This window comes from Flaviaestuariibacter terrae (assembly GCF_054777635.1).
This window is the reverse complement of record NZ_BAAHAL010000008.1, coordinates 576,789-601,480: the sequence shown is the minus strand read 5'-3', so window position 1 is coordinate 601,480 and position 24,692 is coordinate 576,789. Positions and strand designations below refer to the sequence as shown.

The window sequence follows — 24,692 nt, the reverse complement described above, 5'->3', positions numbered from 1 at the left end:
CGGGGCTTGTTCGTGTTTGCTAATGCGGTATCGACCTCCCTTCAAAACCTTCCAAAACCTCTCAAAACCTTTTCGCGCTAGTTGTTGAGAATCTTCGTTTCCAGCTCCAGCGTCCAGTTGTACGGCTGGTAGCGCAGGTTGGGTTTCGCTCCCGGCTGGATGAGGCCCTTCTCGGCAAGCAGCTTTCTGATGCCTTTGTTGCCGCCGAAGTCGTTGCGGTACCAGCCCATCACCGCCGGCACATCCACGATGTTGTCGGAAGGACTGCTCACCACCTCGTTGTGGAGGTAGTTGTCGGTGGCGAGATCGAGTTGCTTGTCCATATCGTCGGGGCTGTAGAAGGCGATCGGCGGGCAGCTCTTGGCGCCGCAGTTGAGGGCGAAGTGAATCCGGTAATCGACCTTGTCCACACGCTGGGCCACTTCGAATGCATCGGGGAGCGCAATGTGGATGTAGGCAACCCCACCGCTCCGCGACTTCGACCGGCGCAGGATGCCGTGCTCGATATCGTCGAGGCTCAGGGCATGACCGGCTACGTAGAATTCCTTCGAGGTAAAAAACTCCTTGCGTACCGCGAAGCGCGCCGGGTTCTTGCGGAGCGATTCCTGCACGAAGCCGTTATAGAGGTTGATCCAGAACGCCTTCCGGGCGTTGTCGTTGGTCAGCGAGTTCTTGAGGTCTCCCTGGCTAAGGTTGCGCAGGCGTTCCAGGAAGCCGTCAATTTTTTCGCCCGTGCGCGCGGCGTATACAAAGTCCTGCGAGAGCTGCAGCACCGGGTCGGAGCTGCGGCGGCGCGGCGCGGGCACGGGCACATGCGCTGCAGAAGGGCTGTGGATTGCGGCGCTGTCACCGCCTTGCGACAGCCAGTTCGCGATGGCACCATCGGTGATGTTCTCGGCCTCGGTAACCGAAATAATACTGCCTCCTGCATCAAGCACGAGCGTGTAGGGATAGGTGGGCGGGGCGAAGCGCTGCGTGAAGCTTTCCGTGCTGTCGACGATCAGCGGGAGCCGCACCGAGCGTTGCGTTACAAAGCTGCGCAGCTTGGCCGGCGACTCAGTAGACACGAGCACCACCCGCACCGCATCGGGGTTCTTCTCCTGGATTGCCTGGAGGCGTGGGAGCGCCCGGATGCAGGGCGTGCACCAGGTTCCGAAAAAGTCGAGGATGGTCAGCCGGCCACGCAGGCTGTCGAAGCGCGTGGCGGGCTCCGCCCGGTTCAGCACCGGCGACACGGCCATATCGGCCACCTTGCTGCCGAGCCGGTAGGGCAATTGAGCGTTGAGGCTGCCGGCGAGGAGCAGCAATAAGATCAGGATCGGGGTTGTCGGTTTCATGGTCAGATCCTCCGGTTGCCGGCGTTCGTTTATTTTCTGCGGAAGCCGCAGCCGGCAATCCCTGAATTGCAGGGAAAACAATGCCACAGCCTGCTACGGCCGACCTTGCTGTGCCGAAATCCCCCGCTTTTTTGCCCCCATCCCGCGCTATTGCTTCGTATCGAGGATCACGGGCGCGCTCTTGCCACCCATCATGATGATCTTGGCATTCTGCGATTTGGCGAGCTCCATCGTAGCCTTTATCTGCTCGTATTGCAGCTGGCGGTCGGTGAGGCTTTCCGAAATGATGTGCTGGTAGTCGGCGATACCCTGCGCCTCGACGCGCTTGCGGTCCGCTTCCTGCCGCTCCTTGGCGAGCACGAACTGCATTTTCTGCGACTCCTGCTCTGCCTGGATCTTTTGCTCGATCGATGTTTTCACCGTAGCGGGGAGCGTGATGTTACGCACCAGCAGGTTTTCAAGCAGCAGGCCCCGCGAGCGGAAGTCGGCCTCGATGGCTTTGAAGATCCGCGACTGGAACTCGTCGCGGCGGGTGGAGTAGAGGGCAACGGCCTCGTAATAAACGGCGTTGTCGCGGATGCGGGTGCGGGCGATGGGACGAACGACCTTGTCTTCATAGTCGATACCGGTTTCGCGTACGAGGCGCGGGGCATCGGCGGGAACCACACGGTACAGCACCGTCAGGTCGATGGTCACTTCGAGCCCGTCGGCGGTGAGAACACGGATGGCATCATCGCCCGACTTGTGGCCTTCGTCGTTGACACCGCTCATCGTATAGTTCTGCGTGCGCGCATCGAGCCGGTCGATCTCGTAGAGCGGGTTTACCACGTGCAGGCCGCTGGGAAGCACATCGGGCTGCACCTTGCCGAACAGCTTCTTGACACCGATCTCACCGGCATCGACCTTCACGAAGCAGGAGGAGATGACGCCCAGCACGAGAAAGCCGAGGCCAACGAGCTTTCCAACCTGCGCGGGGCGGCGTAGCAGTTCCTGCGATTGGATAAGAAAGGAAACGATGAGAATGATGACGCCCAGGATGATCAGGACCATGTTGGTTGCAATTTGTGGGGCAAGGTACAGCCTCCGGCACTGGAGCGCCCCGGTTTGGGACGAGGATGCGCATGGGCGCCGTTAACGCCCTGATTGAAACGACAAGTTGCCTTCGGCCTTCTTGTAGTACTCGATCCAGCCTGCCAGCTCCGACGAGAATCCGCCGATGCGGAAACGGAAGAACCCCGACAGGTCGGTAAGCAGGTAGCGACCGTCGTTCATCCAAAGCACGAGGTGCCGGCGGCTGCTTCGGCCGTGGCGCACGCGCAGGATCGCGGTTTCGCGGATCCGGTTCCAGGCGATGAACGTATCGTTGATCTGGATGCCCTGCCGGTCGAGCAGCAGGACCACCCGTGGAATAGCAAGCCACATAAAGACACTGACCATCGCAACCCAGAGAAGGCCGACGGCCAGGGGCACATACCAGCGCGCCGCACCGTGCAGCGGCGATGAGGGGCCGTTCATGGCAAAGCCGGCCAGCACAGTACCTACGAGTCCAAACACGAGCATCGACTTGCGGGCATTGGGGCGGAACTCGCGGCTCCCGGCATCGTCGGCAAGGGGCCTGCGATCGGCAATCGCCCGCGTTGGCCGGATGCTGGCCGGCCGGAAGAAGTTGCCGAAAAGTTTTTGTGCGTTCACCTGCCTCGGGATCTCCTCGAGGCTGTTGGCATGGGGAAGCTCGTTCATGGCGTTGGGCTTGAGTGCAGCAGGAAGGTACGAAGCTTCGGGAGCATGGCGGGACGCCGCAAGCGCAGGAGCATAGCCATGTTTCAACGCGTATTAGTTCGTTTGCCGCTTCAGCTGCACAGCGGCCCAGGCGCCCAGCGGCGACAGTAGAACTACAGGAAGCGCCGCCCAGCAGGGCAGCCAGAGAAAGGCCAGCAGGGCCAGCACAACCAGGTACACCGGGTAAAGCAGCAGCAGCAGGGCCACGACCACGCTGTCGAAGTGGTCGTTGTTGAAGCGGGCCTTTGTGAGCCACTTCACGGGGAAATAGAGCGGCGCGTGCGCGATCGTTCCAATGAGCGCCAGCGGCGCCAAGGCGATCCGCTGCCACCATGGAAGCGGTGCCGACAGGCGCTCCTTCAGGGCGGGAGCGTTGCGCGCGTCGATATCGAACACCAGTTCCTGGAGCTGCCCGCGCAGCTGCCGGTTGAACTCGGCAAACTGCAGGCCTTCGCTGGGTTGTAGTTCTACGGTGGCGCGGTCGAGCGGGCTGCCGAAGCGGAGCCACACGTTCTTGCCGAAGTTGCGAAAGGGGCTGTAGTTGATGCCCAGCGGCACTACGGTGAGCGGGATGCCTTCCTGCCAGGCGCTGGTGGCGAGTCGCGCCGTGCCTTTGCGCAGCGGCCGCAGCTTCCACTCGTTGACGCAGCCGCCTTCGCTGAAGATGAGCACCACGCCGCCGGCGCGGAACACGTTGCGGCAGGCCGCGAAGGTGCTGTAGTTGTGACCGAGATTTTCGACGCCTTCGGATGTGCGGTATACGGGCAGCAGGTGAAAGATGTCGATCAGCCGGCGCAGCCCGCTGTGGGCAAAGGCGTCGCCGCGCGCGAGCGAATAAAGCGGCTTGTCGAGCAATATGGTGAGGATGATGCCGTCGAGGAAGGAGTTGGGGTGGTTGGCCGCCAGCAGCAACGGCCCCTGCGCATGCAGCCACTCCGGCCGGTTCACGAAGATGCGGCGGCAGAAGATCTTGATGGCAAGACGGGCGTAGGCTTTCAGGACGCGGTAAAGCACGGGGGCAAGGTAAGGAAGGCAGGCGGCAATCGGCAATCGGCAAAGAGCCAGGGAGGGAAAGAACGCTGATCCACCTGCGGTGGATACGCAGATCTTTTACGATTGGTTATGATTTGCTGACGCACATTTTCAGCTAAACCCGATCTGCGCTAATCCTGATAATCATAAAAAATCTGCGTTCTTTTTCTCTTACAGTGCAGGGAGCAGGCCTTCGAGCAATGCCGCACCCGTCTCCGTCACCTCATATACCTGGAACGACTTCCAGCGGATAAGCCCCTTGGCCCGCATCGAGGCGAGGAGCTTGTTGTTGCCACTGTCGGTGAGGCCGGTGACGCCATGAAGCTTCGCATAAGAGACGCGCTCGGGCGCCTGGCCGCAAAGCCATAGGAGCAGGCGGGCGGCGTCGGCGATATGGGTGTCGCGGCAGGCCCCCATCGGGCCTTTGCGGAGGGCGGCGGCTACCGTGGCCTCGGGTAGCCCCGCGTCGAAGAGCCGCTGCAGGCGGGCGCGGTGCTGTGCCTCCTTCCAGGTGCGCTCCCAGGCCGTGCGGAGGTCGGGCGGCAGGCTCGTGAGGGCCGGCAGCGGGATTATGGGGGCGGGCAGTTCGCCCGCGGACCCGGTAAGCGGGCGTTGGGGGACGGGCAGATTGCCCTGGATTCCAGTCAGCGGGCTTTGGAGGACGGGTAGTCCGTTCTGTATTCCGGTGAGCCGGTCTGCCGGGGCGGGTAGTTCGTTCCGGAGCCCGGTTAGCTGGTTCTGTGGGACGGATAGTGAGGTTTGTAGTCCATGCACTTCGCTTTGGGGGACGGCCAGCTGCGTCTGTGGTACATCGACCGGCCTTTGCGGGAGGCGGTCGGGCGCTGGAGTTCCGCCCTGGCGTGCCAGTTGTTCCTCAAGCCGCAGGTTCTTCTCGGCCAGCGCCGCCACGAGGCTGGAAAGACGCCGGTTCTCGGCCTGCAGTTGTTCGACTTCGGGCTGCATACGATTGGTTTTGGGTAGCAGTAAGATACAAAAAAGGATTTACGATCTGTTGATCCCCTTCGCACGTCCTGTGCAAGAAAGCCACAGGCAACTCATCGGCCTATTTCGGCAATTCATACATCCAACCGTAGTACTACGGGCCGGCGCGGGCAACTTCGCGCACCTGCCAACCGTATTCTCCGGCTCAAACAACTGCATGAAGACACTCGTATTCCTGGCTGTGCTTGCACTGCCCCTGTTCTCCCAATCGCAATCCGTACTCGAGCGCGTAAAGCAAAAAGCAAAGGAGCGTGTAGACCGTAAGGTCGATGGGGGCATCGACAAGGCACTTGACGGCGCCGAGAACGCTGCCGAAAATGAAGTAAAGAATGACGCCACGGCGGCAGGCGAAAACAGCACACCGACTGCACAACCCGCTGCCGCTGCGCCGGCAGCCAGCCCTGCGTCGTTCAAAAGCTACTCGCGCTACGACTTTGTGCGCGGCGAGGAGATCGTGTACACCGAAGACTTCGTCGGCGACGTCATCGGCGAGTTTCCCCTGGGTTGGGCCACCGACAACCGCGGCGAGACCGTAACCATTGGAGGCATGGAAGGAAAGTGGCTGCGGATGTTCAAGGAGGGACGATTCTTGTCGCCCTACGTCAAAGCATTGCCTGCAAACTTTACCGCCGAATTCGACATGGTGCTTCACCTGCCGCCCAACGAGCTGAGCTCGAACTTCCCGGCCCTCAACGTGCACCTGCTCAGCGTGGCTCCCGGCGATGAAAAAGGCCGCCGTTATTTCAACACGTCCCGCGATGCCAGCACCGACCTGCACCTCGAGCTTGTTCCGTACGCCGACGAGAACTCGCGCATCAGTCTTTTCGTGGATGGCCCGCAGAACCATTATTTCAGCAAGGAAGGAAAGGAGCTGCCATTCCTCGGCGCCCTGATCGACAAGCGGATTCACGTTTCCCTGTGGGTGCAAAAGGAACGGCTCCGCCTCTGGATCAACGGCGAAAAGATCTTCGACATGCCGCAGGCGCTTCCTGAAAAGGCGGGCTTTAACCGCATCGCCTTCGACACCGGCGATTCGCCCTATGGCGAAGAAGCGACGGGCTACTACGTGTCGAACTTCCGCCTTGCCCAGGGCGCTCCCGACCTGCGCACGAAGCTGATCGCCGAAGGCCGTTTCAGCACCAGCGGTATTCTTTTCGATACCGGCTCTGACAAGATCCGTCCCGAAAGCGCCGGCGTGCTTGCCGAAATAGCGAAGCTGCTCAAGGATAATGCAGGCATTCGCGTGCAGATCGTTGGCCATACCGACAGCGACGGCGACGATGCGAAAAACCTGGCGCTGTCGAAGGCGCGGGCCGCCGCGGTGAAGGCAGCGCTCAGCGCGCAATACGGCGTCGATGCCGCGCGGATGGACACCGACGGCAAAGGCGAAAGCCAGCCCGCTGCCGACAACACAAGCGCCGAAGGCAAATCGAAAAACCGCCGCGTCGAATTCATCAAACGCTAAGACCTATGAAACAAAAAATCTTCAACGCCCTCGCGGGCTGCCTGCTACTTGCATGCCCCGCGCACAGCCAGCAGCCCTCCTCCATCAGCTTTGCCGACTGGTATGCACAATCGCCGGTACCGATGGCCGATATCGATGAGACCTATGGAGCCTTCGGGAGCATGGACGGCACGGAGCGCCGGTTCCGCGCATCCTACGAGAAATTCCACGAGCCGCTCGAAGAGCTCCTGAAAAGCTTCCACGAGCGGTTCCGCGAAGGGCTTGCCAGCCCGGCCCGACTCAGCCCAGAGGAGCGCCGCCTCGCAGAGCGCTACCGGCAAGCAGGCAATGGCCTGCGCGAGGACGGGCTGCTGTCGGTCTTCGCCCTGCTGATGGAGGATCGGCCGCTCGCTTCGGCGAAGCAGCTTTCGTGGGATAAGCCGGCGGGGCTCAGCGCTCAGGCGCAGGAGTGGTACCGGGCGCTGCTCGACATCGAGCGAAGCCTCGACTGGCCCGCCCTGTCGGCCGATGTAAAGAAGGAGGGGCCGCTGGCAGTTTACTCGCATCGCGACGAAGAGGCGGAAGCGATGAATGCCGCGTTCCAGCGCCAGGTGGCCGCCCTGCCGATGAAAAAAGTGAAGGTGGCGCCGGGTTCCGATGTGACCACCGAAGTGAGCGACCCCGAAAAGATGGCGCAGCTACTCGCCAACCTGCAAAAGCAGCGGCGCGTTCTTTGGAAAAAGCAATACACCCAACGCTATGCGTGGTGGAAGCTGCGCTACGACCGGGTGCAGGCGGCAGCGCTGCGTCTCGACAGCCTGCTGGAAGCAACGGGCTTCGGCGGCAGCCTTGAGGGCGCGGATGCTTCGTTGCGGCCGGTGCTGGCCGATGTGCAGCTGCGTATCCTTCAGTCGCTCTCGCTGCTTCATGGCATGACGGCCCACCTGGTAGACCTTTCGCGGATGCTGGGTGTTTCGGAGGTGGAAAACAGGGAGTCCATCGCGACCTACGAGAAGCTCGCTCGCGGCGAAGGAATGCTACCCTGACTCCTGTTGTTCCTGGAAAACCGCTATTCGTTTACCTGAATCATAAAACCTGTCAACAAATATGAAAAAGATCAGCCTCTTCCTGCTCCTGGCGCTGCCTGCCGCCTGCTTCGCGCAAAGCGCCCAGTCAAAGCAGGCCGCCAGTCAACCGCAGCCGGTTCGTAAAATCATCAACGGCGATACCATTTACGTGCAGCCTGCGCCCGCGGCGGCGCCGCAACGGGAGATGAAAATCATCAACGGGGATACCATTTACGTGCAGCCCGCCCCGGCCGCCGGTGCCGCGAAAAGCAGCGGCAGGCGAAAGCGCGGCTGACCCGGCCCCGTTGCTCGTTCAGCCTGTTTTACGCGGCAGCCTCCCGAGGGGGCTGCCGCTTTTTTGCGCTGCTGCTTCTCCCGAAGCCCGCTGCCTTTCGGCCCAGCGCGGTGATTCCGTACCTTCGCGCGAAATTTCCGAAATGCACAAGTCCACCATCACCATAGACGTAACCCTCGACGAGGGCCGCGTTCCCGAGCACATCCAATGGCAGGCCACCGAGAGCACCGCATCGGTGCCCCAGGCCGCCAAGGCCATGATCCTTTCCCTGTGGGACAGCGCCGACAAGAGCGCCCTCCGCATCGACCTCTGGACACAGAAGATGATGGTCGACGAGATGGCCGACTTCTACTACCAGACCCTCATGACCATGGCCGACACTTTTGGCCGTGCCACGCAGAACCAGGAGCTCGTAGGCGAGATGAAAGAATTCGCGAAGGGCTTCTACCAGAAATTCCAGGACCAGCAGCTCAAAGACAATAAAGCCAGCTAATGGGGTAATGGGGTGATGGGGTAATGTGGTAATACGCAACCCGGTCATCCAGGCAGTCAGGTTTTTTTCATTACCACATTCGCAGATTACCACATCAGCACATTTAAGACTATGACCCTCGAGCAAAAGATCATGGAGCCCCTGAAAGAGGCCATGAAAAGCAAGAACGAAGCGGCCCTCCGCGCGCTGCGCGCCATCAAGGCCGAGATCATCAAGGCCAAGACGGAGCCCGGTGCGGGCGGCGAGCTGCCGGCCGACAAGGAGATCCCGATGCTGCAGAAAATGGTAAAGCAGCGCCGCGACGCGCTGGAGATCTACCAGCAGCAGGGGCGCCCCGAGCTGGCGCAGAAGGAGCAGGAGGAGATCGATGTGATCGCCGGCTTCCTGCCGCAGCAGCTGTCGGAGGAAGAATTGAAGAACGAGCTCCGCGCCATCATCGCGCAGGTGGGCGCCTCCTCGCCGGCCGATATGGGCAAGGTGATGGGCGTGGCCTCGAAGCAGCTTGGCGGCCGTGCCGAAGGAAAGGCGATCTCCGCGGCAGTGAAGGAGCTGCTGGCACAGAAGTGAGCAAGTGAGCGGTGAGCAGTGAACCGGCGCTCACCGCTCACCGTTGACGCGCTCACCTGTATACGTTGCTTATGGGAATTGACCTCATCGTCCTCGGGCTGCTGCTGCTTGCCCTCTTCAAAGGCCTCCGCAAGGGTCTTGTGCTCGCCGTATTCTCCTTCCTTGGTTTCGTGATCGGGCTGGCCGCAGCGCTGAAGCTCAGTGCGGTGGTAGCCACGTACCTCGGTGCCAATACCAACGTGTCGGGGCGCTGGCTGCCGGTGCTGGCCTTTGTGCTGGTGTTCGTGGCGGTGCTGCTGCTCGTGCGCCTTGGCGCCAAGCTTATCGAGGGAGCATTGAGCCTGGTGCTCCTGGGCTGGGCCAACAAGCTGGGAGGATTCATCTTTTACGCCTTGCTCTACCTTTTCGTGTTCAGCATCGTTCTGTTCTGGGCCGACCAGCTGCACCTGTTGCGGGCGGGCCTGAAGGCGTCTTCGCTGTGCTGGCCCTGGCTGCAGCCGATGGCGCCGAAGATCATCGGGGTGCTTGGCGCCGTGCTGCCCTTTTTCCGGAACCTGTTCGACGAGCTCTCGGCGTTTTTCGGAGGCGTGGCCCCGAAAGCTTCCTGATTTCCTAACCAGCATCAGGCCCCGCCAATTAGTGGACCGCTATATTTGCCGGGATCGTGGGGCACGAAGCTTACGATGTCAGTGCGCGGAGCACGGGGCAACGAAGCAATCGGCCTCTGCCTGTGGCAGTTTGCTTCGCTTCGCCCGCAATGACGGAGCTGAAGCAGCTCACAGCTCACGATATTGGTACAATTCGTGTCTTTTAGGTAAATGGACTATTTTAGCGAACAGAGTTTAGCAGATGCAGTACGAAGTAAAAACACAGGATAAGTTCAAGTTCATCGAGGAAGGAGAGGGAGAGCCCCTCGTGCTGCTGCATGGCCTGTTTGGCGGCCTGAGCAACTATACCGATGTCATTGAATATTTCCGCCGCTCGTATAAGGTGGTGGTGCCCATGCTGCCCCTGTTCGACCTTGATATCCTGCACACTACGGTGGGCGGGCTGGCCAAGCATGTACACAAATTCATCGAGGCGCGGAATTACAGCAACATCCACCTGCTGGGTAACTCGCTCGGCGGCCACGTGGCCCTCGTGCACCTGCTGAAGCACCCGGAGCGCGTCAAAACGCTCATCCTCACCGGCTCATCCGGCCTTTTCGAGAACGGCATGGGCGACTCCTACCCGAAGCGCGGCGATTACGACTATATCAAGAAAAAAACGGAGCTGACCTTCTACGATCCCAAGATGGCTTCCGACGAGCTGGTGACCGAGGTCTTCGAGATCACCCGTAACCGGATGAAGGTCATCAAGATCATTGCCCTGGCGAAAAGCGCCATCCGCAACAACCTCGGCGACGAGCTGACGCAGATCCAGCAGCCGACGCTGCTGATCTGGGGGAACAACGACACTATCACGCCTCCCTTCGTTGCCCGCGAGTTCAACCGCCTGATTCCCAACAGCGAGCTGCATTTTATCGACAAGTGCGGCCATGCCCCGATGATGGAGCAGCCGCAGGAGTTCAACGAGATACTGGATAAATTTTTGCAAAAGCGCGCCCAGCCTGCAACAGTTGCCAGCTGATACGTGTCTTTACTGGAAAGGGCATAACCTATGTTGACCAAAGACCTGATATCGAACTCGATTCCGTACCTGCACCTGGACGACAAGGTCTTCCATGCCCTTCAGCTCATGAACGATTACCACGTGGCGCACCTGCCCATCGTGGATGAGGATCAATACCTCGGCATCGTGTCGGAAGAGCAGCTCCTGCATTCCGACGAGGAAGGCATCCTCAAAGGGCTTCCCATCTCCGACGGCGGCAGCGCCGTGCAGGGGAGCGATCACTTTCTCAAAGCCATCCAGGTTGCCGTTCAGAACAAGCTGAGCGTAGTGCCGGTCATCGGTGAGGAAAAGCACATACTCGGGCTCGTTACCTACACCGACCTGCTGCGCAATGCCTCCGAATTTATGAGCCTCGACCAGCCCGGTGGTCTTATCGTACTTGAAATGGAGCCGAAGGCCTATGCCTTCAACGAGATCAACCGCATTATCGAATCGAGCGACGCCCAGATCACGCAGCTCAACTCCTTCGCCGACCCCGAGACGGGCCTCCTGCAGGTAACCATCCGCGTCAGCAAGCTCGAGATCTCCGACATCGTCAGCACCCTCCAGCGCTACGAATACGTAGTGAAATATTACTTTGGGGAGGAAATGTACCAGAACGAGTTGCGCCGGAATTTCGATAATCTGATGAGCTATCTCAAATTTTAATGGTTCCTAACCCCATCCGCTCCTGTTTTTAGCGTAACTTATTCACTTTTAGGGGCCTTCCGCCCTTCTACGATGCGCTGCCGGCGTCCGTCCCTACACGTTAGGCGATGATCGTTTTTAACAGGTCGTTTATTTTCCGGTATGCAATTCGTATAGGTATGGCAGGGTTCCACCCGTTATGCTAACCGGTACATCGACATATAAGTATCTCTCCCTGCTGGCCGCGCTGCTGCTGGCCGCCTTCACATCGTCGGCGCAATTGGAACGCGCAGCCGAGTCGCTGCTGTTTTCCACGCAGGAGGCAGTGCCACATGCCGATACCACCGGTATTTACAACGTTTCCGATTTCGAGATCGAGGGCAACAAGCACACCCGCGAGCTGATCATCCTCCGCGAGCTTCCCTTCCAGCAGGGCGAGCGCTACACACTCGCCGAGCTCATGGCCCGCAGCCGGCAGGCCCGCAGCCGCCTCCTCAATACCGGCTTGTTCCTCGACGTGGTGGTGGGCGTGGCCAAAGCAGAGGGCGAGGATGCGATCATCCTGGTGTCGGTAAAGGAACGCTGGTATTTTATCCCGCGACCCGTGCTCGACGTCGTCGGTAAATCGTACCAGCAATGGTTCCAGGAAGGAATGCCCGACGGCTACCTGCGCTATGGCGTCAACATCAAGCACAAGAACCTGACGGGGCTTAACGACCGTCTCACCGTAAGCCTGCTCAACGGCTACCAGAAAGAGCTCGGGATTACCTACGAAGGGCTCCCGCTCGATTACCGCCTCCGCTGGACGGCCAACTTCTCGTTCCAGATGGGCCAGCAGCGCGACATCGTTTATACCACGCAGAACAACAAGACACTCAGCCTGCATGGCGACAATGCCTTTCTTTATTCCTATACCCGTCTGCAGGGATCGCTGGGGTATCGCCCCGCCATCAAAACGCGTCACAGCTTCGGTATAACCTGGAACGATGAGAGCTTCCGCGATACCGTCGGCAAGTCGAACACTTCGTATTTCTACAACCTCGCCCGTGCCCAGTACGCCGAGGTGTCGTACCAGATGCAGTACCAGGACCTCGACTTCGTTCCCTATCCCACGAACGGCCTCGAAGGTGAGTTGCTGCTTTCGAAGAAGGGACTCGACGCCGGGCCGATCAACCAATGGCAGCTGCGGGCCCGTGCTTCCTGGTATGCACCCATCACGGACAAATCCTTTCTCAACCTGCGCGCTACGGGTGGGATCAAGCTGCCCTTCCAGCAACCCTACCGCCTGCAGGGCTTCGCCGGCGGCGGCGATGTATTCATGCAGGGCTATGAGCCCTACACCATCGACGGCGTTGCGGGCGGCTTTGTAAAAGCTTCCATCCATCGCCGCATACTCGACCGGCGCTTCGGCGTGAACATCAAGCGCTTCCCGCAGCTGGCCAATGTGCCGGTGAAGATCTATGCGAAGGCTTTCGGTAACAGTGGCTATATCTACAACGAAAATCCCGGTACCAACTTTCTCAACAACCGCCTGCTCTACTCAGCCGGCGTAGGCCTCGACCTGGTGCTCTTCTACGATTTCACCTTCCGTATCGAATGGACCGTTAATGGAAACGCCCAAAACGGTCTATATTTACACGACAGGAATCGTTGGTAACCAAACAGAAAAAAGGCCTTATTGAAAGTAGCTATCTATAGCCGGGTATTGGATCTGGGCCATCTGAAAGACGTGCAGCTCTTTTTCGAGGAGCTGCAGCAGGAGCAAATTGCGCCGGTCGTGTTCCGGGACTATTACGAGGCCCTACGCGCACAGATCAGCCTGCCCAATCTCCAGACCTTCAGTTGCTCCGAAGAGCTCGCCGACGATATCGAATTCATCATTTCCCTCGGCGGCGACGGCACCCTGCTCGATACGGCCACGCTTGTCCGCGACAAGAACATTCCGATCGCCGGCATCAACTTCGGCCGGCTCGGCTTCCTGGCCTCCATCGGCCGCGATGAAGTGCAGCAGGCGATGCGCGCCCTTTCGCGCCGCTCCTATATCATCGACAACCGATCGCTCATCCACCTCGATGCCAGCGTCCCGCTGTTTCACGACATCCCGTATGCGCTCAACGAGTTTGCCATCCACAAGCGCGATGTTTCGCCGATGGTGAAAATTCACACCTACATCAACGGCGAGCTGCTCAATACGTACTGGGCTGACGGGCTTATCGTGGCCACGCCCACGGGCTCCACGGGCTACTCGCTTTCCTGCCAGGGCCCGGTGGTATTCCCCGACTCGGGCTCCTTCGTCATCACACCGATCGCGCCGCACAACCTCAACGTGCGCTCCATCGTGATCCCCGACAGCACCATTCTTTCCTTCGAGATCGAAAGCCGCTCCGAAGACATCATCGTCGCCCTCGATGCCCGCCGCGAGATCGTAAGCAAGAGCGTGCAGCTGGCGGTGCGCAAGGAAAGCTTCGGCATCAACCTCGTGCGGCTCACCGAAAACAACTTCCTGCAAACACTCCGCAACAAACTGAGCTGGGGCTTCGACAAGCGCAACCCGGGCGGGCTGTAAAAAGGTTCAGGGAGGTTCAGGGAGGTTCAGGAGGGTTTCAACAAAGCTTGCTTCGTCCGATTGTTGCTGTTGGTATTCCGACCGCCGGTTGCCGGTTTCGTAGGTTGCCGGCACAAGAAATCGGGGATTCCTGCGTTATAGGCATCTGGAAAAACTTAATTTGCAAGCCTTATGAGAAAGATTCTGGCCCTTCTCGCTTTCTGCGCACCGGTGGTGGCATCGGCGCAGCAAGGCTATGTGCAGGAAGGGGAATTCGGTTTCGGCGTTGGAGCCGCGCATTATTTCGGCGACCTGAACACACGCGCCAACATCAACCGGCCGAAGGTGGCCGCCATGGCTTTTTTCCGGAAGAACTTCGGCAACTATGTAGCCCTTCGGGTGAGCGCGGCTTATGCGCGCCTCGGATATTCGGACGTATACAACAAGCGCAACGAATACATGCGCCGCCGCAACCTCTCGTTTAATACGAATGTGTGGGAGCTGGCCCTGCAAGGCGATTTCAACTTCTACAAGTTCATGCCCTACAGCGAGGAAACGCGGTTTACCCCGTACGTGACCTTCGGCCTCGGCATCTTTACCTACGATCCCTTTGCCTACCTCGGCGGACAGAAGTATTACCTCCGCAGCCTCGGCACCGAAGGGCAGGGCAGCAGCCAGTACCCCGACCGCAAGCAGTACAGCACCATGGCCTTCTCGATCCCGCTGGGTGTGGGCATGAAATACAACCTCAACGACCGCATGAACATCGGCTTCGAGATCGTGCATCGCTTCACCAATACCGATTACCTCGACGATGTGAGCAGCACCTATGTAGAGCCCTCCGTCTTTCCGCCGAACCCCGACGGCACGCCTTCGGCAGCGTTGCTCCTGAGCGACCGCTCGTACGAAACCGGCACGCCCATCGGCGGCAAAGGCGTTCAGCGCGGCATCTCGAAGCAGAAAGACCAGTTTGCCACGGCGATCATCTACCTGAGCTGGAACCTGCAATCGTATAAGTGCCCGTCGTACTAGCACCTAGATAACGCGGATAGGAAAGCCATCGCATCGCGATGGCTTTTGTTTTTCGTCTTTGATCTGCGTTATCCGCGCGATCGGCGTACCCGGGCGCCTGCGCCGCCTTTCCCCCGAGAATCGTACTTTTACCGCCCTATGTCAGAACTCCTTCCGCAGATCGACAAAACCCGCCTGCCGCGGCATATTGCTATCATCATGGACGGCAATGGCCGCTGGGCCAAGGAGCAGGGGAAAGACCGCCTTTTCGGCCACTACCATGGCGTGGAAAGCGTGCGCGACATCGTGGAAGGCTGCGCCGAGCTGGGCATCGGCTACCTGACGCTCTATGCTTTCTCTACCGAAAACTGGGACCGCCCCGAGTACGAGGTGGTGGGCCTCATGGAGCTGCTGGTGACCACCATCCGCAACGAGGTGGAAAGCCTGCACAAGAACAACATCAAGCTGCACGTCATCGGCGACCTCAACATGCTTCCGGCCTACGCCCGCCAGGAGCTCCAGGAAGCACTGGACTTCACCAAGGACAATACGGGCCTGCAGCTCGTGATGGCGCTCAGCTACAGCGGCCGCTGGGAGCTGCTCAATGCCGTCAAGAACATCGCCTGGGAAGCCAAGCAGGGGCGCCTCAACGTGGAGGAGATCGACCAGCACACGCTCCAGCAATACCTGTGCACCAGCGCCTTCCCCGACCCCGAGCTCATGATCCGCACCTCGGGCGAATACCGCATCTCCAATTTCCTTCTCTACCAGCTGGCGTATGCGGAATTATATTTCACGCAGGTCCGCTGGCCCGACTTCCGCAAGGAAAACCTGTACGAGGCCCTGCTCGACTACCAGGGGCGGGAGCGCCGCTTCGGCAAAACCGGGGAGCAGGTCAAGGGGTAGGAGGTTTTACGTTTTACGTTTTACGTTTTGCGTTTTATGTTTTACGTTCTGTGTCGGGATGGGCTGTCCGGCGCTGCCCCGCTTTAACCGGTTGCGCCAGCCAAACGTAAAACCGAAAACGTAAAACCGGGAACGTTCAAACCCGCCGGGGACGGGCTTCCTTTTAACAAATAGCTACCAAATTTCCCTTTAATTTGCCGCCCAAAGCTTTCTGTACACTGCTTACGTCCTGACTGAATCCTCATTTATGCGCCAATTTGTTCTTCGTTTTCTCTTCCTGGCCTTGTGCGTTTGCACATCGGCCACGCTCCTGCATGCCCAGGTTCCCGACTCTGCCAACCGACCGACATCGGTGGACCCGTCGCTGCAGAACATCGAAGAAGGCCGCCCCAAGCCCTATACCATCAAGGCCATCCAGGTTACCGGCGTGCGTACCCTCGACACCTCCATTATCCTGTCGATCTCGGGCCTGCAGGTAGGACAGCAGATCATGATCCCGGGCTCCGACGTATTCGCCAAGGCAATCCAGAACCTGTGGCGCCAGCGCTTTTTCTCCAACGTACAGATCTTTATCACGTCGACCGAAGGCGACTATATCAGTCTCGAGCTTGTGCTGCAGGAACGCCCGCGTCTCGGCGCTTTTCACTTCGTGGGAATCCGTAAGACCGAAGCCGACGAGCTGAAGGACAAAGTGGGCCTCGTGCGCTCCACGATCATCACCGAAAACACGCGCCGCATCGCCCTCGACGTTATCAAAAAATATTTCTCCAGCAAGGGCTACCAGTACGTCAGCGTACGCATCGACGAAAAGCCCGACCCGAGCCTGACCAACGCCAACGACCTCACGTTCGTGATCGACAAAGGCCCCAAGGTGAAGGTGAACGAGGTGAACTTCTACGGCAACCAGGCCGTCACCGACCTCCGCCTCAAGAAGGAAATGAAGGGTACGAAGGAGATGACCAAGCTTGACCTGAACCCCCAGGAGGTGCCCGGCAAATTCGGCTCCAACGACAAGATCTCCTTCAAGGATTACGTGAAAGACTGGGGCTTCCTCTCGCCGAGCAAGACCAAGGCCGTTCTCGATCCTTATATCCGCGTCAAGTTCTTCGGAAGCTCGAAGTTCGACGAGAAAAAATACCACGAAGACCTCGAGAAGATCCTCGACTACTACAACGCACTCGGCTACCGTGATGCCCGCATCGTGGATACGGCGCTCACGCGTCTTCCCAACGGCAACGTGAACGTGGAGATCAAGGTCGACGAAGGCCGCCGCTACTACTTCGGCAACATCACCTTCCGCGGCAACACCAAGTACAGCGACTCAGTGCTCCAGCAGGTGCTCCGCATCAGCAAGGGCGACGTGTACAACCTCGGCCTGCTCAACAAGCGTGTGGGCAAAGAGCTGTCGGCCGACGGTGGCGACATCAGCGCCCTCTACATGGACGACGGCTACCTGTTCTTCCGCGCCGAGCCCATCGAGACCTCTATCTATAATGATACGATCGACCACGAGATCCGCATCGTGGAAGGCCCGCAGGCCACGATCAAGAACGTCAATATCTACGGAAACGAAAAGACGAAGGACTATGTGATCCGCCGCGAGCTCCGCACCGTGCCCGGTGAGAAGTTCAGCCGCTCGGACCTTATCCGCTCGCAGCGCGAACTGGCGCAGCTCCAGTTCTTCAACCAGGAGAAGATCAACCCCGGCGTCGTGCCCGACCAGAGCGACGGTACGGTCGACATCAACTGGAACCTCGAGGAAAAATCCTCCGACCAGCTCGAGCTCTCTGCCGGCTGGGGCGGTGGCGTAGGTCTTACCGGTACGCTTGGTGTGACCTTCAACAACTTCTCGATCCGCAACATCCTGAAGCGCTCGACCTGGGACCCGCTGCCTTCGGGCGACGGCCAGAAGCTGTCGATCCGTGTGCAGAGCAACGGCGCGGCTTACCGCTCCTACAACTTCTCGTTCACCGAGCCCTGGCTCGGCGGCAAGAAGCGTAACCCCTTCACGATCTCGTTCTACAACTCGAAGTTCTCGAACCTCTATGGTACAAACGGCGCTTACGACAAGACGCTCGCCAGCCAGCAATACCTCCGCACCATCGGTTTCGGTATCTCGCTCGGCAAGCAGCTCAAGTGGCCCGACGACTATTTCAGCCTGCTGTACTCGCTCAACTACACGCAGTACAAGCTGAAGAACTATAATTTCTCCGGCTTCGGCTTCAACAACGGTACGGCCAACAACGTGTCGTTCAAGATCGCATTGCAGCGCTCCTCGGTGTTCGACCCGCAGTATCCCACCGGCGGTTCCAACATGGTGGCCTCGGTGCAGTTCACCCCGCCCTACTCGCTGTTCGACAAGAGCATCATCACGTCGGGCAACCCTTATTCGAATCCGGAGTACCACAAGTGGCGCTTTACCTCCGAGTGGTTTGTGCCCCTGGGCCGCCCCGGTGGCGCCGACCGCAATCGGCAGCTGGTGCTGAAGGTAGCTGCGAAATACGGCTTCATGGGTCGCTACACCAACAAGCTTGACTTCTCGCCTTTCGAGCGATTCCAGCTTGGTGGCGACGGCCTCACCAACAGCTACGGCATCCTGGGCTACGACGTGATCTCGCTGCGCGGTTACCCGGTGTTCGACAAGACCGACCCGTCGGTGAACCCCGACCTGTCGCAGGCCGGCTCGTACTTCACGATCTTCAACAAGTACCAGCTCGAGCTGCGCTACCCGCTGGTGCGCAACCAGAGCAGCACTATCTATGGTCTGACCTTCTTTGATGCCGCCAACGGCTGGAACAACTTCAAGGAGTACAACCCGTTCCGCCTCCGCCGCAGCGTGGGTGTGGGCATGCGTTTCTTCCTGCCGATGTTCGGTATGCTGGGCTTCGACTACGGCGTTGGCCTCGACCGCATGACGCCGGGCGACCGCACCCTGAAGAACGCGAGCCGCTTTACGTTCATGCTGGGCTTCGAACCGGAATAATTTATCCTCACCCAAATACAAACCGCGATCATGAAGAAACTCATTGTGCTTGCCTTTTGCAGCCTGCTGGCCACCGCGGCCGTCCAGGCGCAGCGTTACGCCGTGATCGATACGAAGTACATTCTCGACAAGATGCCGGAGTATAAGGCCGCGCAGCAAAGCCTCGACCAGATCGCTGCCGGATGGCAGAAGGAGATCGACCGCCTGCAGGCCGAGCTGGACAAGATGTACAAAGACTTCGAGGCCGAGCAGGTGATGCTCAGCGAAGACCTTCGCAAAAAGCGCGAGGACCAGATCTTCGCCAAGGAGAAGGCACTGCGCGAGCTGCAGCGCCAGCGCTTCGGCTTCGAGGGCGACCTGTTCAAGAAGCGGCAGGAGCTGATCAAGCCCGTCCAGGACAAGGTGTACAGCGCCGTACAGAAGGTGGCCGTTCAGCGCGGCTACGACTTCATCCTCGACAAAAGCGAGGGAATAACCGTTATCTTTGCCGACCCTAAGCTGGAAAAGAGTGACGAAGTACTCCGCGAGCTGGGTGTTCGTAACTAAAAAATTAATGTAAAACCGGGAGCCCGGGCAACGCCTTCTTCCCGCCACCAGTCATACTATAAATCACACAACAACAAACATGAAGAAGATCTCTTTCCTTTTGATTGCCCTTTTCTCGCTCCTGGGCGCCACCGAAGCCTCTGCCCAGAAGATCGGCTATATCAGCGTGGATGAAGTCGTAAGCCTGATGCCCGAGCTGCCCCGCCTCGACACGCAGCTGCAGCGTTACCAGATCGATTCGCTCGCGCCGCGCTACAGCTATATGCTCAGCGAGTTCCAGCGCAAAGACAGCATGGTCAATGGTGCCGACTCCCTGAAGAACTACCCCAACGCTTCTGTTCGCGGACAGGTTCGTGAAGAAGTAGCCCAGCTCGCCAACACGCTCCAGAACTGGCAGCAGATCGCCGGCCAGGCCTATGAGAACAAGAAGAACGCGCTCCTCGAGCCCGTGCTGCGCAAGGTGTACACCGCCATCAATGTAGTGGCCAAAGAAAACAACTATGCTTATGTGCTGAGCAAGGAAAACCTGATCGTAGCGCCCCAGGGCGACGACATGCTGATCCTCGTATCGCGCAAGCTCAATATCAAGCTTCCCGCAGGTGTTGGTGCCCCCACAGGCGCTCCTGCAGGTGCTCCCGCTGGCGGCGCCCGCCCGAAGACGGGTGGAAAGCAATAAGGACGTCAATCGTGAATCGTAAATAAGCGATGCACGGTCTTACAGAACGGATGCCAACGGCATCCGTTCTTTTTTTGCGCCAGCCATTCACGATTGACGATTGACGATTCACGTAGCTTTGTCCCATGCCCACAGCTCCCATTGGCGTTTTCGATTCCGGCTACGGTGGCCTTACGGTGTTGCGTGCCCTCGTTGACCGGCTGCCGCAGTACGACTACCTGTACCTCGGCGACAATGCCCGCGCGCCCTATGGTAACCGCTCTTTCGATACCGTGTACCGCTACACGCTGCAGTGCGTCGAGTGGCTGCTGGGCCAGGGTTGCCCGCTGATCATCCTCGCCTGCAACACGGCTTCGGCAAAGGCGCTGCGCAGCATCCAGCAGAACGACCTGGCACGGCTCGACCCCAAGGCGCGTGTGCTCGGCGTCATCCGCCCGACCGCCGAAGTGGTGGGCAAGTACTCGGAGAGCGGCGCGGTGGCCGTGCTGGCAACCACCGGTACGGTGCAATCGAAGTCGTACGAGATCGAGATCGCAAAGTTCTTCCCGGGCCTGACTGTGGTTCCGGAGGCCTGCCCGATGTGGGTGCCGCTTATCGAGAACAACGAGCACACTGGCCCCGGCGCCGACTACTTCGTAAAGCAACACGTTCGGCACGTGCTGGAACAAAACCCCGAGGTAGATACACTGCTCCTCGCCTGCACGCATTACCCGCTGCTGCTGGAGAAAATACAGCAGCTCCTGCCCAAAGGCGTACGTGTGCTGGCACAGGGCGATATCGTGGCCGAAAGCCTCGAAGACTACCTGCAGCGGCACCCGGAGATAGAAACGAACCTTACAAAAAGCGGCAGCCGCGCATTTTATACAACCGATTCTACTGAGGACTTTAACCGGAAGGCTACCTTCTTTTTTGGCGAAGATGTTTCGTCGAAGCACGTCGACCTGCGGTAGCAGGTCATTCGCGAGGAACGAAGCAAACTCCTGCGTTACGCGGGGTGTTTCTGACGTAAAAAGATTTTGGTTGTAAAACTTCCGATTCGGAACAGCCTTCAGGTCGGTGAGTTTGCTTCCCTTCGCCCGCAATGACTGTAGTCGCGCGCGACGCGACCACCGTTTGAAAAAGAAAAAGGCCCCGCTCACGCAGGACCTTTTCTCTTTTTAACCAAAACCAAAAATTAAAGAAAGTACTTCTGCTCCGCGATCACGGCGTCGGCGACGCGGCGGCGGGCCTCCTTGCTGTTGTACGACTGGGCTTTTGTAAAGCGGCGGATTCCCATCAGCATCATGCGCTGCTCATCGCCGTCGGCGAAGGCATTGATGGCATCCTTACCGGCTTTCGCGATGCGGTCGGCGGCATCGTAAAGGAAAACGCCGGCGATGTCGCGGTGGAGCTGCGTGGCCTTTCCTTCCTGCTCGAGGCGCATCACGCGGAGCAGCAGGCTTTCTGCCACGAACGTATCGATCGACATATCGGCGATGTTCATCAGGATCTCCTGCTCGTGCTCCAGCTTCATCATCAGCTTTTGCGCAGCCGCGCCGGCGGTGAGGAGGATGGCCTTCTTGAAGCCTTCCACCAGCTTGCGCTCCGCGGCGAAGGCTGTTTCGTCGGCATCGCCGAAGTCGGGTATGGCGAGGAGCTCCTGGCCCACCTTCATGGCCGGGCCCATCATCGCGAGGCGGCCCTGCATGGCGCGCTTCAGCGTCATATCTACCGACAGGAGACGGTTGATCTCGTTGGTGCCTTCGTAGATGCGGTTGATGCGCGAATCGCGGTAGGCGCGCGAGATGTTGTACTCCGCCGAGAAGCCGTTGCCTCCGTGGATCTGAACACCTTCATCAACGCAGTAGTCGAGCGTTTCGGAACCGTGCACTTTCAGCAGCGCGCACTCGATGGCATATTCCTCCGCGGCGCCGAGCAGCGCGTCGTTGAACGGCTTTCCTTCGGCGACTGCTTCCTTTTCTTTTTCATCGATCCAGGCCGCGGTGCGGTAGAGGGCGCTTTCGCAGGCGTACGTGCGGATCGTCATTTCAGCGATCTTGTACTTGATGGCACCGAAGTTGGCGATGGCCGTCTTGAACTGCTCGCGCGTGTTGGCATATTCAACCGAAGTAGTGATGGCGCGCTTCGCCCCGCCAAGTGCTGCTGCGCACAGCTTGAGGCGGCCGATGTTGAGAATGTTGAACGCGATCTTGTGACCCTTGCCGATATCGCCGAGCACGTTTTCCACGGGCACCTTGCAGTCCTGGAAATACAACTGCACGGTGGACGATCCCTTGATTCCCATCTTGTGTTCTTCCGGTCCCTGGGTAAAGCCCTCGAAGCCGCGCTCCACGATAAAGCCGGTGAACTTGTCGCCGTCCACTTTTGCAAACACGGTATAGACGTCGGCAAAGCCGCCGTTGGTGATCCAGCATTTCTGGCCGTTCAGGATATAGTATTTGCCGTCTTCGCTGAGGCGGGCCGTCGTCTTCGCGCCGAGCGCGTCGGAGCCGCTGTTGGGCTCGGTAAGGCCGTAGGCGCCGGTCCATTCGCCCGAGATCAGCTTCGGTATGTACTTCGCCTTCTGCGCATCGGTGCCGAAGTACAGGATCGGCAGGGTGCCGATACCCGTGTGCGCCGAGATGGCTACCGAAAAGGAATGTCCCGCGCCGAGGTATTCGTTGACGATGGTCGATGTGATAAAATCTTTGCCGAGACCGCCGTATTCTTCGGGAAACGACGTGGCAAGAAGTCCCTGCTCACCGGCCTTCTGCACCAGCGATTTCATGAGGCCGGGCTCCATGTTGTCGATGCGGTCGAGGATGGGAAACACCTCGCTGTCGAGGTATTGGTTGCACATGTCGCGGATCATGAGTTGCTCTTCGCTGAAGTGCTCGGGAACGAAGGTGGCCGCGGGATCGCTCTCGCGGATCAGCCATTCGCCGCCTTTCAGGGTGGTTTGTGTCGCTTCCATGGTGTCGAAGTTTGTTGTTTGTAGTTTGTTGTATGTAGTTACGGGTGAAACCAGCCTATTCAAAACCTTGCAGAACCTCCAAACCTTTCTAAACCTCCCTAAACCCGTTTCTACACCTGCTGCGAAAGGTTGTCGTACACTTTCTGCAGCACCATTTTCGCCATCTCGATCTGGTCGGCGGGCACGCCCTGGAGTGCCTCGTTGAGCGTTTCCTCTGCCAGCTGCATGGTCTGCTCCTGCAATTTGCCGGCCGCCTTCGTCACGTACACCTTGTTGATGCGGCGGTCGTTCTCATCGCCGATTCGCTTTACAAAGCCGGCCTTCTCCAGGTTGTCGATCAGGCGGGTGATACTGGGCTTGTCGCGGAACGTGGCGTTGCACAACTCCTGCTGGCTCATGCCGTCTTCCTTCCACAGGTGATACAACACGCTCCACTGCTCGATGGTGAGCGGGAGCTCGTGCTGGTTGAACTTTTTCTGCAGGCGACGCGCAATGGCCGTCGAGGCCTTGCCCGTGATGAAACTATACAGCTCGCCTTTGCGGAATTGGTTGTTTGGCATACAGTTGTTTATGCAACTAAGTAAATTTAACGCGTTTTCCGATAAATTGAGCGCTTCGGTAAAAATATTTTCATGGCTGCATGGGGCTTGTTCTGGATGGTTTGGGTGGTTTTGTGGATTGGCTATATCCTGCTGATCGGGTTTTACCGCCGCGGCTGGCAACGCGGGGCACCCCGTTCCCCCGGCGGCCCGGGCGCGCAGCCTTTTGTGTCGGTGCTCGTGGCGGCGCGTAACGAAGAGCAGCACCTGCCCGCGCTGCTGGCGGCGCTGCGGGGGCAGGATTGCCCGCAGGCCCTCTTCGAGGTGCTGTTGCTCGACGATCATTCGGAGGACGGCACGGCCCGCGTAGCTGCGGCCGCGGGCGGCAACCTGCGGCTGCTGCCGCTCCCCGCCGACCGGCAAGGAAAAAAAGCCGCCATCGCGTTCGGCGTGTCGCATGCCCGCGGCCCCTGGATCGTAACCACCGACGCCGATTGCATTCCCGGCCCGCATTGGCTGACGCGATTGCTCGAAGGGAGCAGCGACGCAGCCTTTATTGCCGCGCCGGTCCGGTACAGCCCGGTACGCAGTTTCTGCGACCGCTTCCAGGCAATCGATTTTATGACGCTGCAGGGCATCACCGCGGCTTCCGTGGCAACCGGCTTTCACAGCATGTGCAACGGCGCCAATCTCGCGTACCGCAAAGAAGCCTTCGAGGCCGTGGGTGGCTTTGCCGGTGTAGACCGGCTTGCCAGTGGCGACGACCTGCTGCTGATGCACAAAATTACCAAGCGCTACCCGGACGGCGTGCGCTTCCGTAAGGAACCAGACGCGATCGTCGACACGGCGCCGGCGCCGGGCTGGCGGGCCTTCTGGAAGCAGCGTGTTCGCTGGGCCTCCAAGTCGGCGCATTACGACGACAAGCGGATCTTCTTGGCCCTGCTTTTAGTCTATGGGTTTAACCTGCATTTCCTGCTGCTTGCGGTATGGGTCTTCTGGAACCCGGCGCTGCTCTGGCTCCTGGGCGGCGGACTGCTCCTCAAGACATTTGTAGAAATACGGTTCCTGCTTCCCGTGGCGCGCTTCTTCGGCCAGCAGCGTCTCCTCCGCTGGTTTGCCTTGATGCAGCCGCTGCACATCGTGTACACGGTGCTGGTGGGCGCGCTGAGCCAATTGGGCAGCTACGAGTGGAAGGGGCGCCGCGTTCGCTGAAGTCTTA

General features: G+C 59.2%; 24 protein-coding genes. 17 read left to right on the top strand and 7 right to left on the bottom strand.

Annotated elements, in window-relative coordinates:
* Window positions 1-77: 77 nt before the first annotated feature.
* From ACYU7Z_RS10675 to ACYU7Z_RS10655, 5 genes are all read right to left on the bottom strand, one after another.
* Window positions 78-1,337 carry a DUF547 domain-containing protein gene (locus tag ACYU7Z_RS10675; RefSeq protein WP_460570236.1) on the bottom strand — a complete coding sequence of 420 codons (1,260 nt, stop codon included), beginning with the start codon at window positions 1,335-1,337 and terminating at the stop codon, window positions 78-80.
* A gap of 147 nt (window positions 1,338-1,484) precedes the next feature.
* Window positions 1,485-2,387 (bottom strand): prohibitin family protein, encoded by a 903-nt coding sequence (locus tag ACYU7Z_RS10670; protein WP_460570234.1) that lies wholly within the window; start codon window positions 2,385-2,387, stop codon window positions 1,485-1,487.
* Between the two features lie 81 nt (window positions 2,388-2,468).
* Window positions 2,469-3,077, bottom strand: a complete 609-nt coding sequence (locus ACYU7Z_RS10665) for a hypothetical protein (RefSeq protein WP_460570232.1) — start codon at window positions 3,075-3,077, stop codon at window positions 2,469-2,471.
* A gap of 93 nt (window positions 3,078-3,170) precedes the next feature.
* Window positions 3,171-4,130 carry a 1-acyl-sn-glycerol-3-phosphate acyltransferase gene (locus ACYU7Z_RS10660; protein WP_460570230.1) on the bottom strand — a complete coding sequence of 320 codons (960 nt, stop codon included), beginning with the start codon at window positions 4,128-4,130 and terminating at the stop codon, window positions 3,171-3,173.
* Window positions 4,131-4,319: 189 nt separating this feature from the next.
* On the bottom strand, window positions 4,320-5,111 hold the full coding sequence (locus ACYU7Z_RS10655; protein ID WP_460570228.1) for a hypothetical protein: 792 nt from the start codon (window positions 5,109-5,111) through the stop codon (window positions 4,320-4,322).
* Window positions 5,112-5,307: 196 nt separating this feature from the next.
* Here ACYU7Z_RS10655 and ACYU7Z_RS10650 point away from each other — a divergent pair, with 196 nt between their 5' ends.
* The 16 genes from ACYU7Z_RS10650 (at window position 5,308) to murI (ending at window position 20,931) form a co-directional block, all read left to right on the top strand.
* On the top strand, window positions 5,308-6,615 hold the full coding sequence (locus ACYU7Z_RS10650; RefSeq protein WP_460570226.1) for an OmpA family protein: 1,308 nt from the start codon (window positions 5,308-5,310) through the stop codon (window positions 6,613-6,615).
* 5 nt (window positions 6,616-6,620) lie between these two features.
* Window positions 6,621-7,640: a hypothetical protein gene (locus ACYU7Z_RS10645; protein WP_460570224.1), complete on the top strand. Its 1,020-nt coding sequence runs from the start codon at window positions 6,621-6,623 to the stop codon at window positions 7,638-7,640.
* Between the two features lie 61 nt (window positions 7,641-7,701).
* Window positions 7,702-7,956 carry a hypothetical protein gene (locus tag ACYU7Z_RS10640; protein ID WP_460570222.1) on the top strand — a complete coding sequence of 85 codons (255 nt, stop codon included), beginning with the start codon at window positions 7,702-7,704 and terminating at the stop codon, window positions 7,954-7,956.
* A 142-nt stretch (window positions 7,957-8,098) separates the two neighbouring features.
* On the top strand, window positions 8,099-8,449 hold the full coding sequence (gene gldC / locus ACYU7Z_RS10635; RefSeq protein WP_460570220.1) for a gliding motility protein GldC: 351 nt from the start codon (window positions 8,099-8,101) through the stop codon (window positions 8,447-8,449).
* 111 nt (window positions 8,450-8,560) lie between these two features.
* The gene (locus ACYU7Z_RS10630) at window positions 8,561-9,016 is read left to right on the top strand and encodes a GatB/YqeY domain-containing protein (RefSeq protein ID WP_460570218.1); all 456 of its coding nucleotides are present in this window, start codon (window positions 8,561-8,563) and stop codon (window positions 9,014-9,016) included.
* Between the two features lie 71 nt (window positions 9,017-9,087).
* On the top strand, window positions 9,088-9,624 hold the full coding sequence (locus tag ACYU7Z_RS10625) for a CvpA family protein (RefSeq protein ID WP_460570216.1): 537 nt from the start codon (window positions 9,088-9,090) through the stop codon (window positions 9,622-9,624).
* A 241-nt stretch (window positions 9,625-9,865) separates the two neighbouring features.
* Entirely contained in the window at window positions 9,866-10,645 is a 780-nt protein-coding gene (locus ACYU7Z_RS10620) for an alpha/beta fold hydrolase (RefSeq protein ID WP_460570214.1), read from the top strand.
* A 30-nt stretch (window positions 10,646-10,675) separates the two neighbouring features.
* Window positions 10,676-11,335, top strand: coding sequence for a CBS domain-containing protein (locus ACYU7Z_RS10615; protein ID WP_460570212.1), 660 nt, complete (start codon window positions 10,676-10,678; stop codon window positions 11,333-11,335).
* Window positions 11,336-11,513: 178 nt separating this feature from the next.
* Window positions 11,514-12,971, top strand: a complete 1,458-nt coding sequence (locus tag ACYU7Z_RS10610) for a BamA/TamA family outer membrane protein (RefSeq protein ID WP_460570210.1) — start codon at window positions 11,514-11,516, stop codon at window positions 12,969-12,971.
* Window positions 12,972-12,992: 21 nt separating this feature from the next.
* Complete coding sequence (locus tag ACYU7Z_RS10605; RefSeq protein ID WP_460570208.1) at window positions 12,993-13,880, top strand: diacylglycerol kinase catalytic domain-containing protein; 888 nt, start codon at window positions 12,993-12,995, stop codon at window positions 13,878-13,880.
* 171 nt (window positions 13,881-14,051) lie between these two features.
* The gene (porG, locus tag ACYU7Z_RS10600) at window positions 14,052-14,891 is read left to right on the top strand and encodes a type IX secretion system protein PorG (RefSeq protein WP_460570206.1); all 840 of its coding nucleotides are present in this window, start codon (window positions 14,052-14,054) and stop codon (window positions 14,889-14,891) included.
* A 138-nt stretch (window positions 14,892-15,029) separates the two neighbouring features.
* Window positions 15,030-15,776: an undecaprenyl diphosphate synthase family protein gene (locus ACYU7Z_RS10595; protein ID WP_460570204.1), complete on the top strand. Its 747-nt coding sequence runs from the start codon at window positions 15,030-15,032 to the stop codon at window positions 15,774-15,776.
* A gap of 247 nt (window positions 15,777-16,023) precedes the next feature.
* On the top strand, window positions 16,024-18,759 hold the full coding sequence (locus ACYU7Z_RS10590; RefSeq protein WP_460570202.1) for a BamA/OMP85 family outer membrane protein: 2,736 nt from the start codon (window positions 16,024-16,026) through the stop codon (window positions 18,757-18,759).
* A gap of 30 nt (window positions 18,760-18,789) precedes the next feature.
* Window positions 18,790-19,305: an OmpH/Skp family outer membrane protein gene (locus ACYU7Z_RS10585; RefSeq protein ID WP_460570200.1), complete on the top strand. Its 516-nt coding sequence runs from the start codon at window positions 18,790-18,792 to the stop codon at window positions 19,303-19,305.
* A 79-nt stretch (window positions 19,306-19,384) separates the two neighbouring features.
* A complete protein-coding gene (locus ACYU7Z_RS10580) occupies window positions 19,385-19,981 on the top strand; it encodes an OmpH/Skp family outer membrane protein (protein ID WP_460570198.1) in 597 nt (198 codons plus the stop codon).
* A gap of 125 nt (window positions 19,982-20,106) precedes the next feature.
* Entirely contained in the window at window positions 20,107-20,931 is an 825-nt protein-coding gene (gene murI / locus ACYU7Z_RS10575; protein ID WP_460570196.1) for a glutamate racemase, read from the top strand.
* Between the two features lie 224 nt (window positions 20,932-21,155).
* Here the strand turns inward: murI and ACYU7Z_RS10570 are convergent, their stop codons facing one another.
* Window positions 21,156-22,934 carry an acyl-CoA dehydrogenase family protein gene (locus ACYU7Z_RS10570; protein ID WP_460570194.1) on the bottom strand — a complete coding sequence of 593 codons (1,779 nt, stop codon included), beginning with the start codon at window positions 22,932-22,934 and terminating at the stop codon, window positions 21,156-21,158.
* A 110-nt stretch (window positions 22,935-23,044) separates the two neighbouring features.
* Entirely contained in the window at window positions 23,045-23,494 is a 450-nt protein-coding gene (locus tag ACYU7Z_RS10565; protein ID WP_460570192.1) for a MarR family winged helix-turn-helix transcriptional regulator, read from the bottom strand.
* A 72-nt stretch (window positions 23,495-23,566) separates the two neighbouring features.
* Here ACYU7Z_RS10565 and ACYU7Z_RS10560 point away from each other — a divergent pair, with 72 nt between their 5' ends.
* Window positions 23,567-24,685, top strand: a complete 1,119-nt coding sequence (locus ACYU7Z_RS10560) for a glycosyltransferase (protein WP_460570190.1) — start codon at window positions 23,567-23,569, stop codon at window positions 24,683-24,685.
* The last annotated feature ends 7 nt before the right edge of the window (window positions 24,686-24,692 follow it).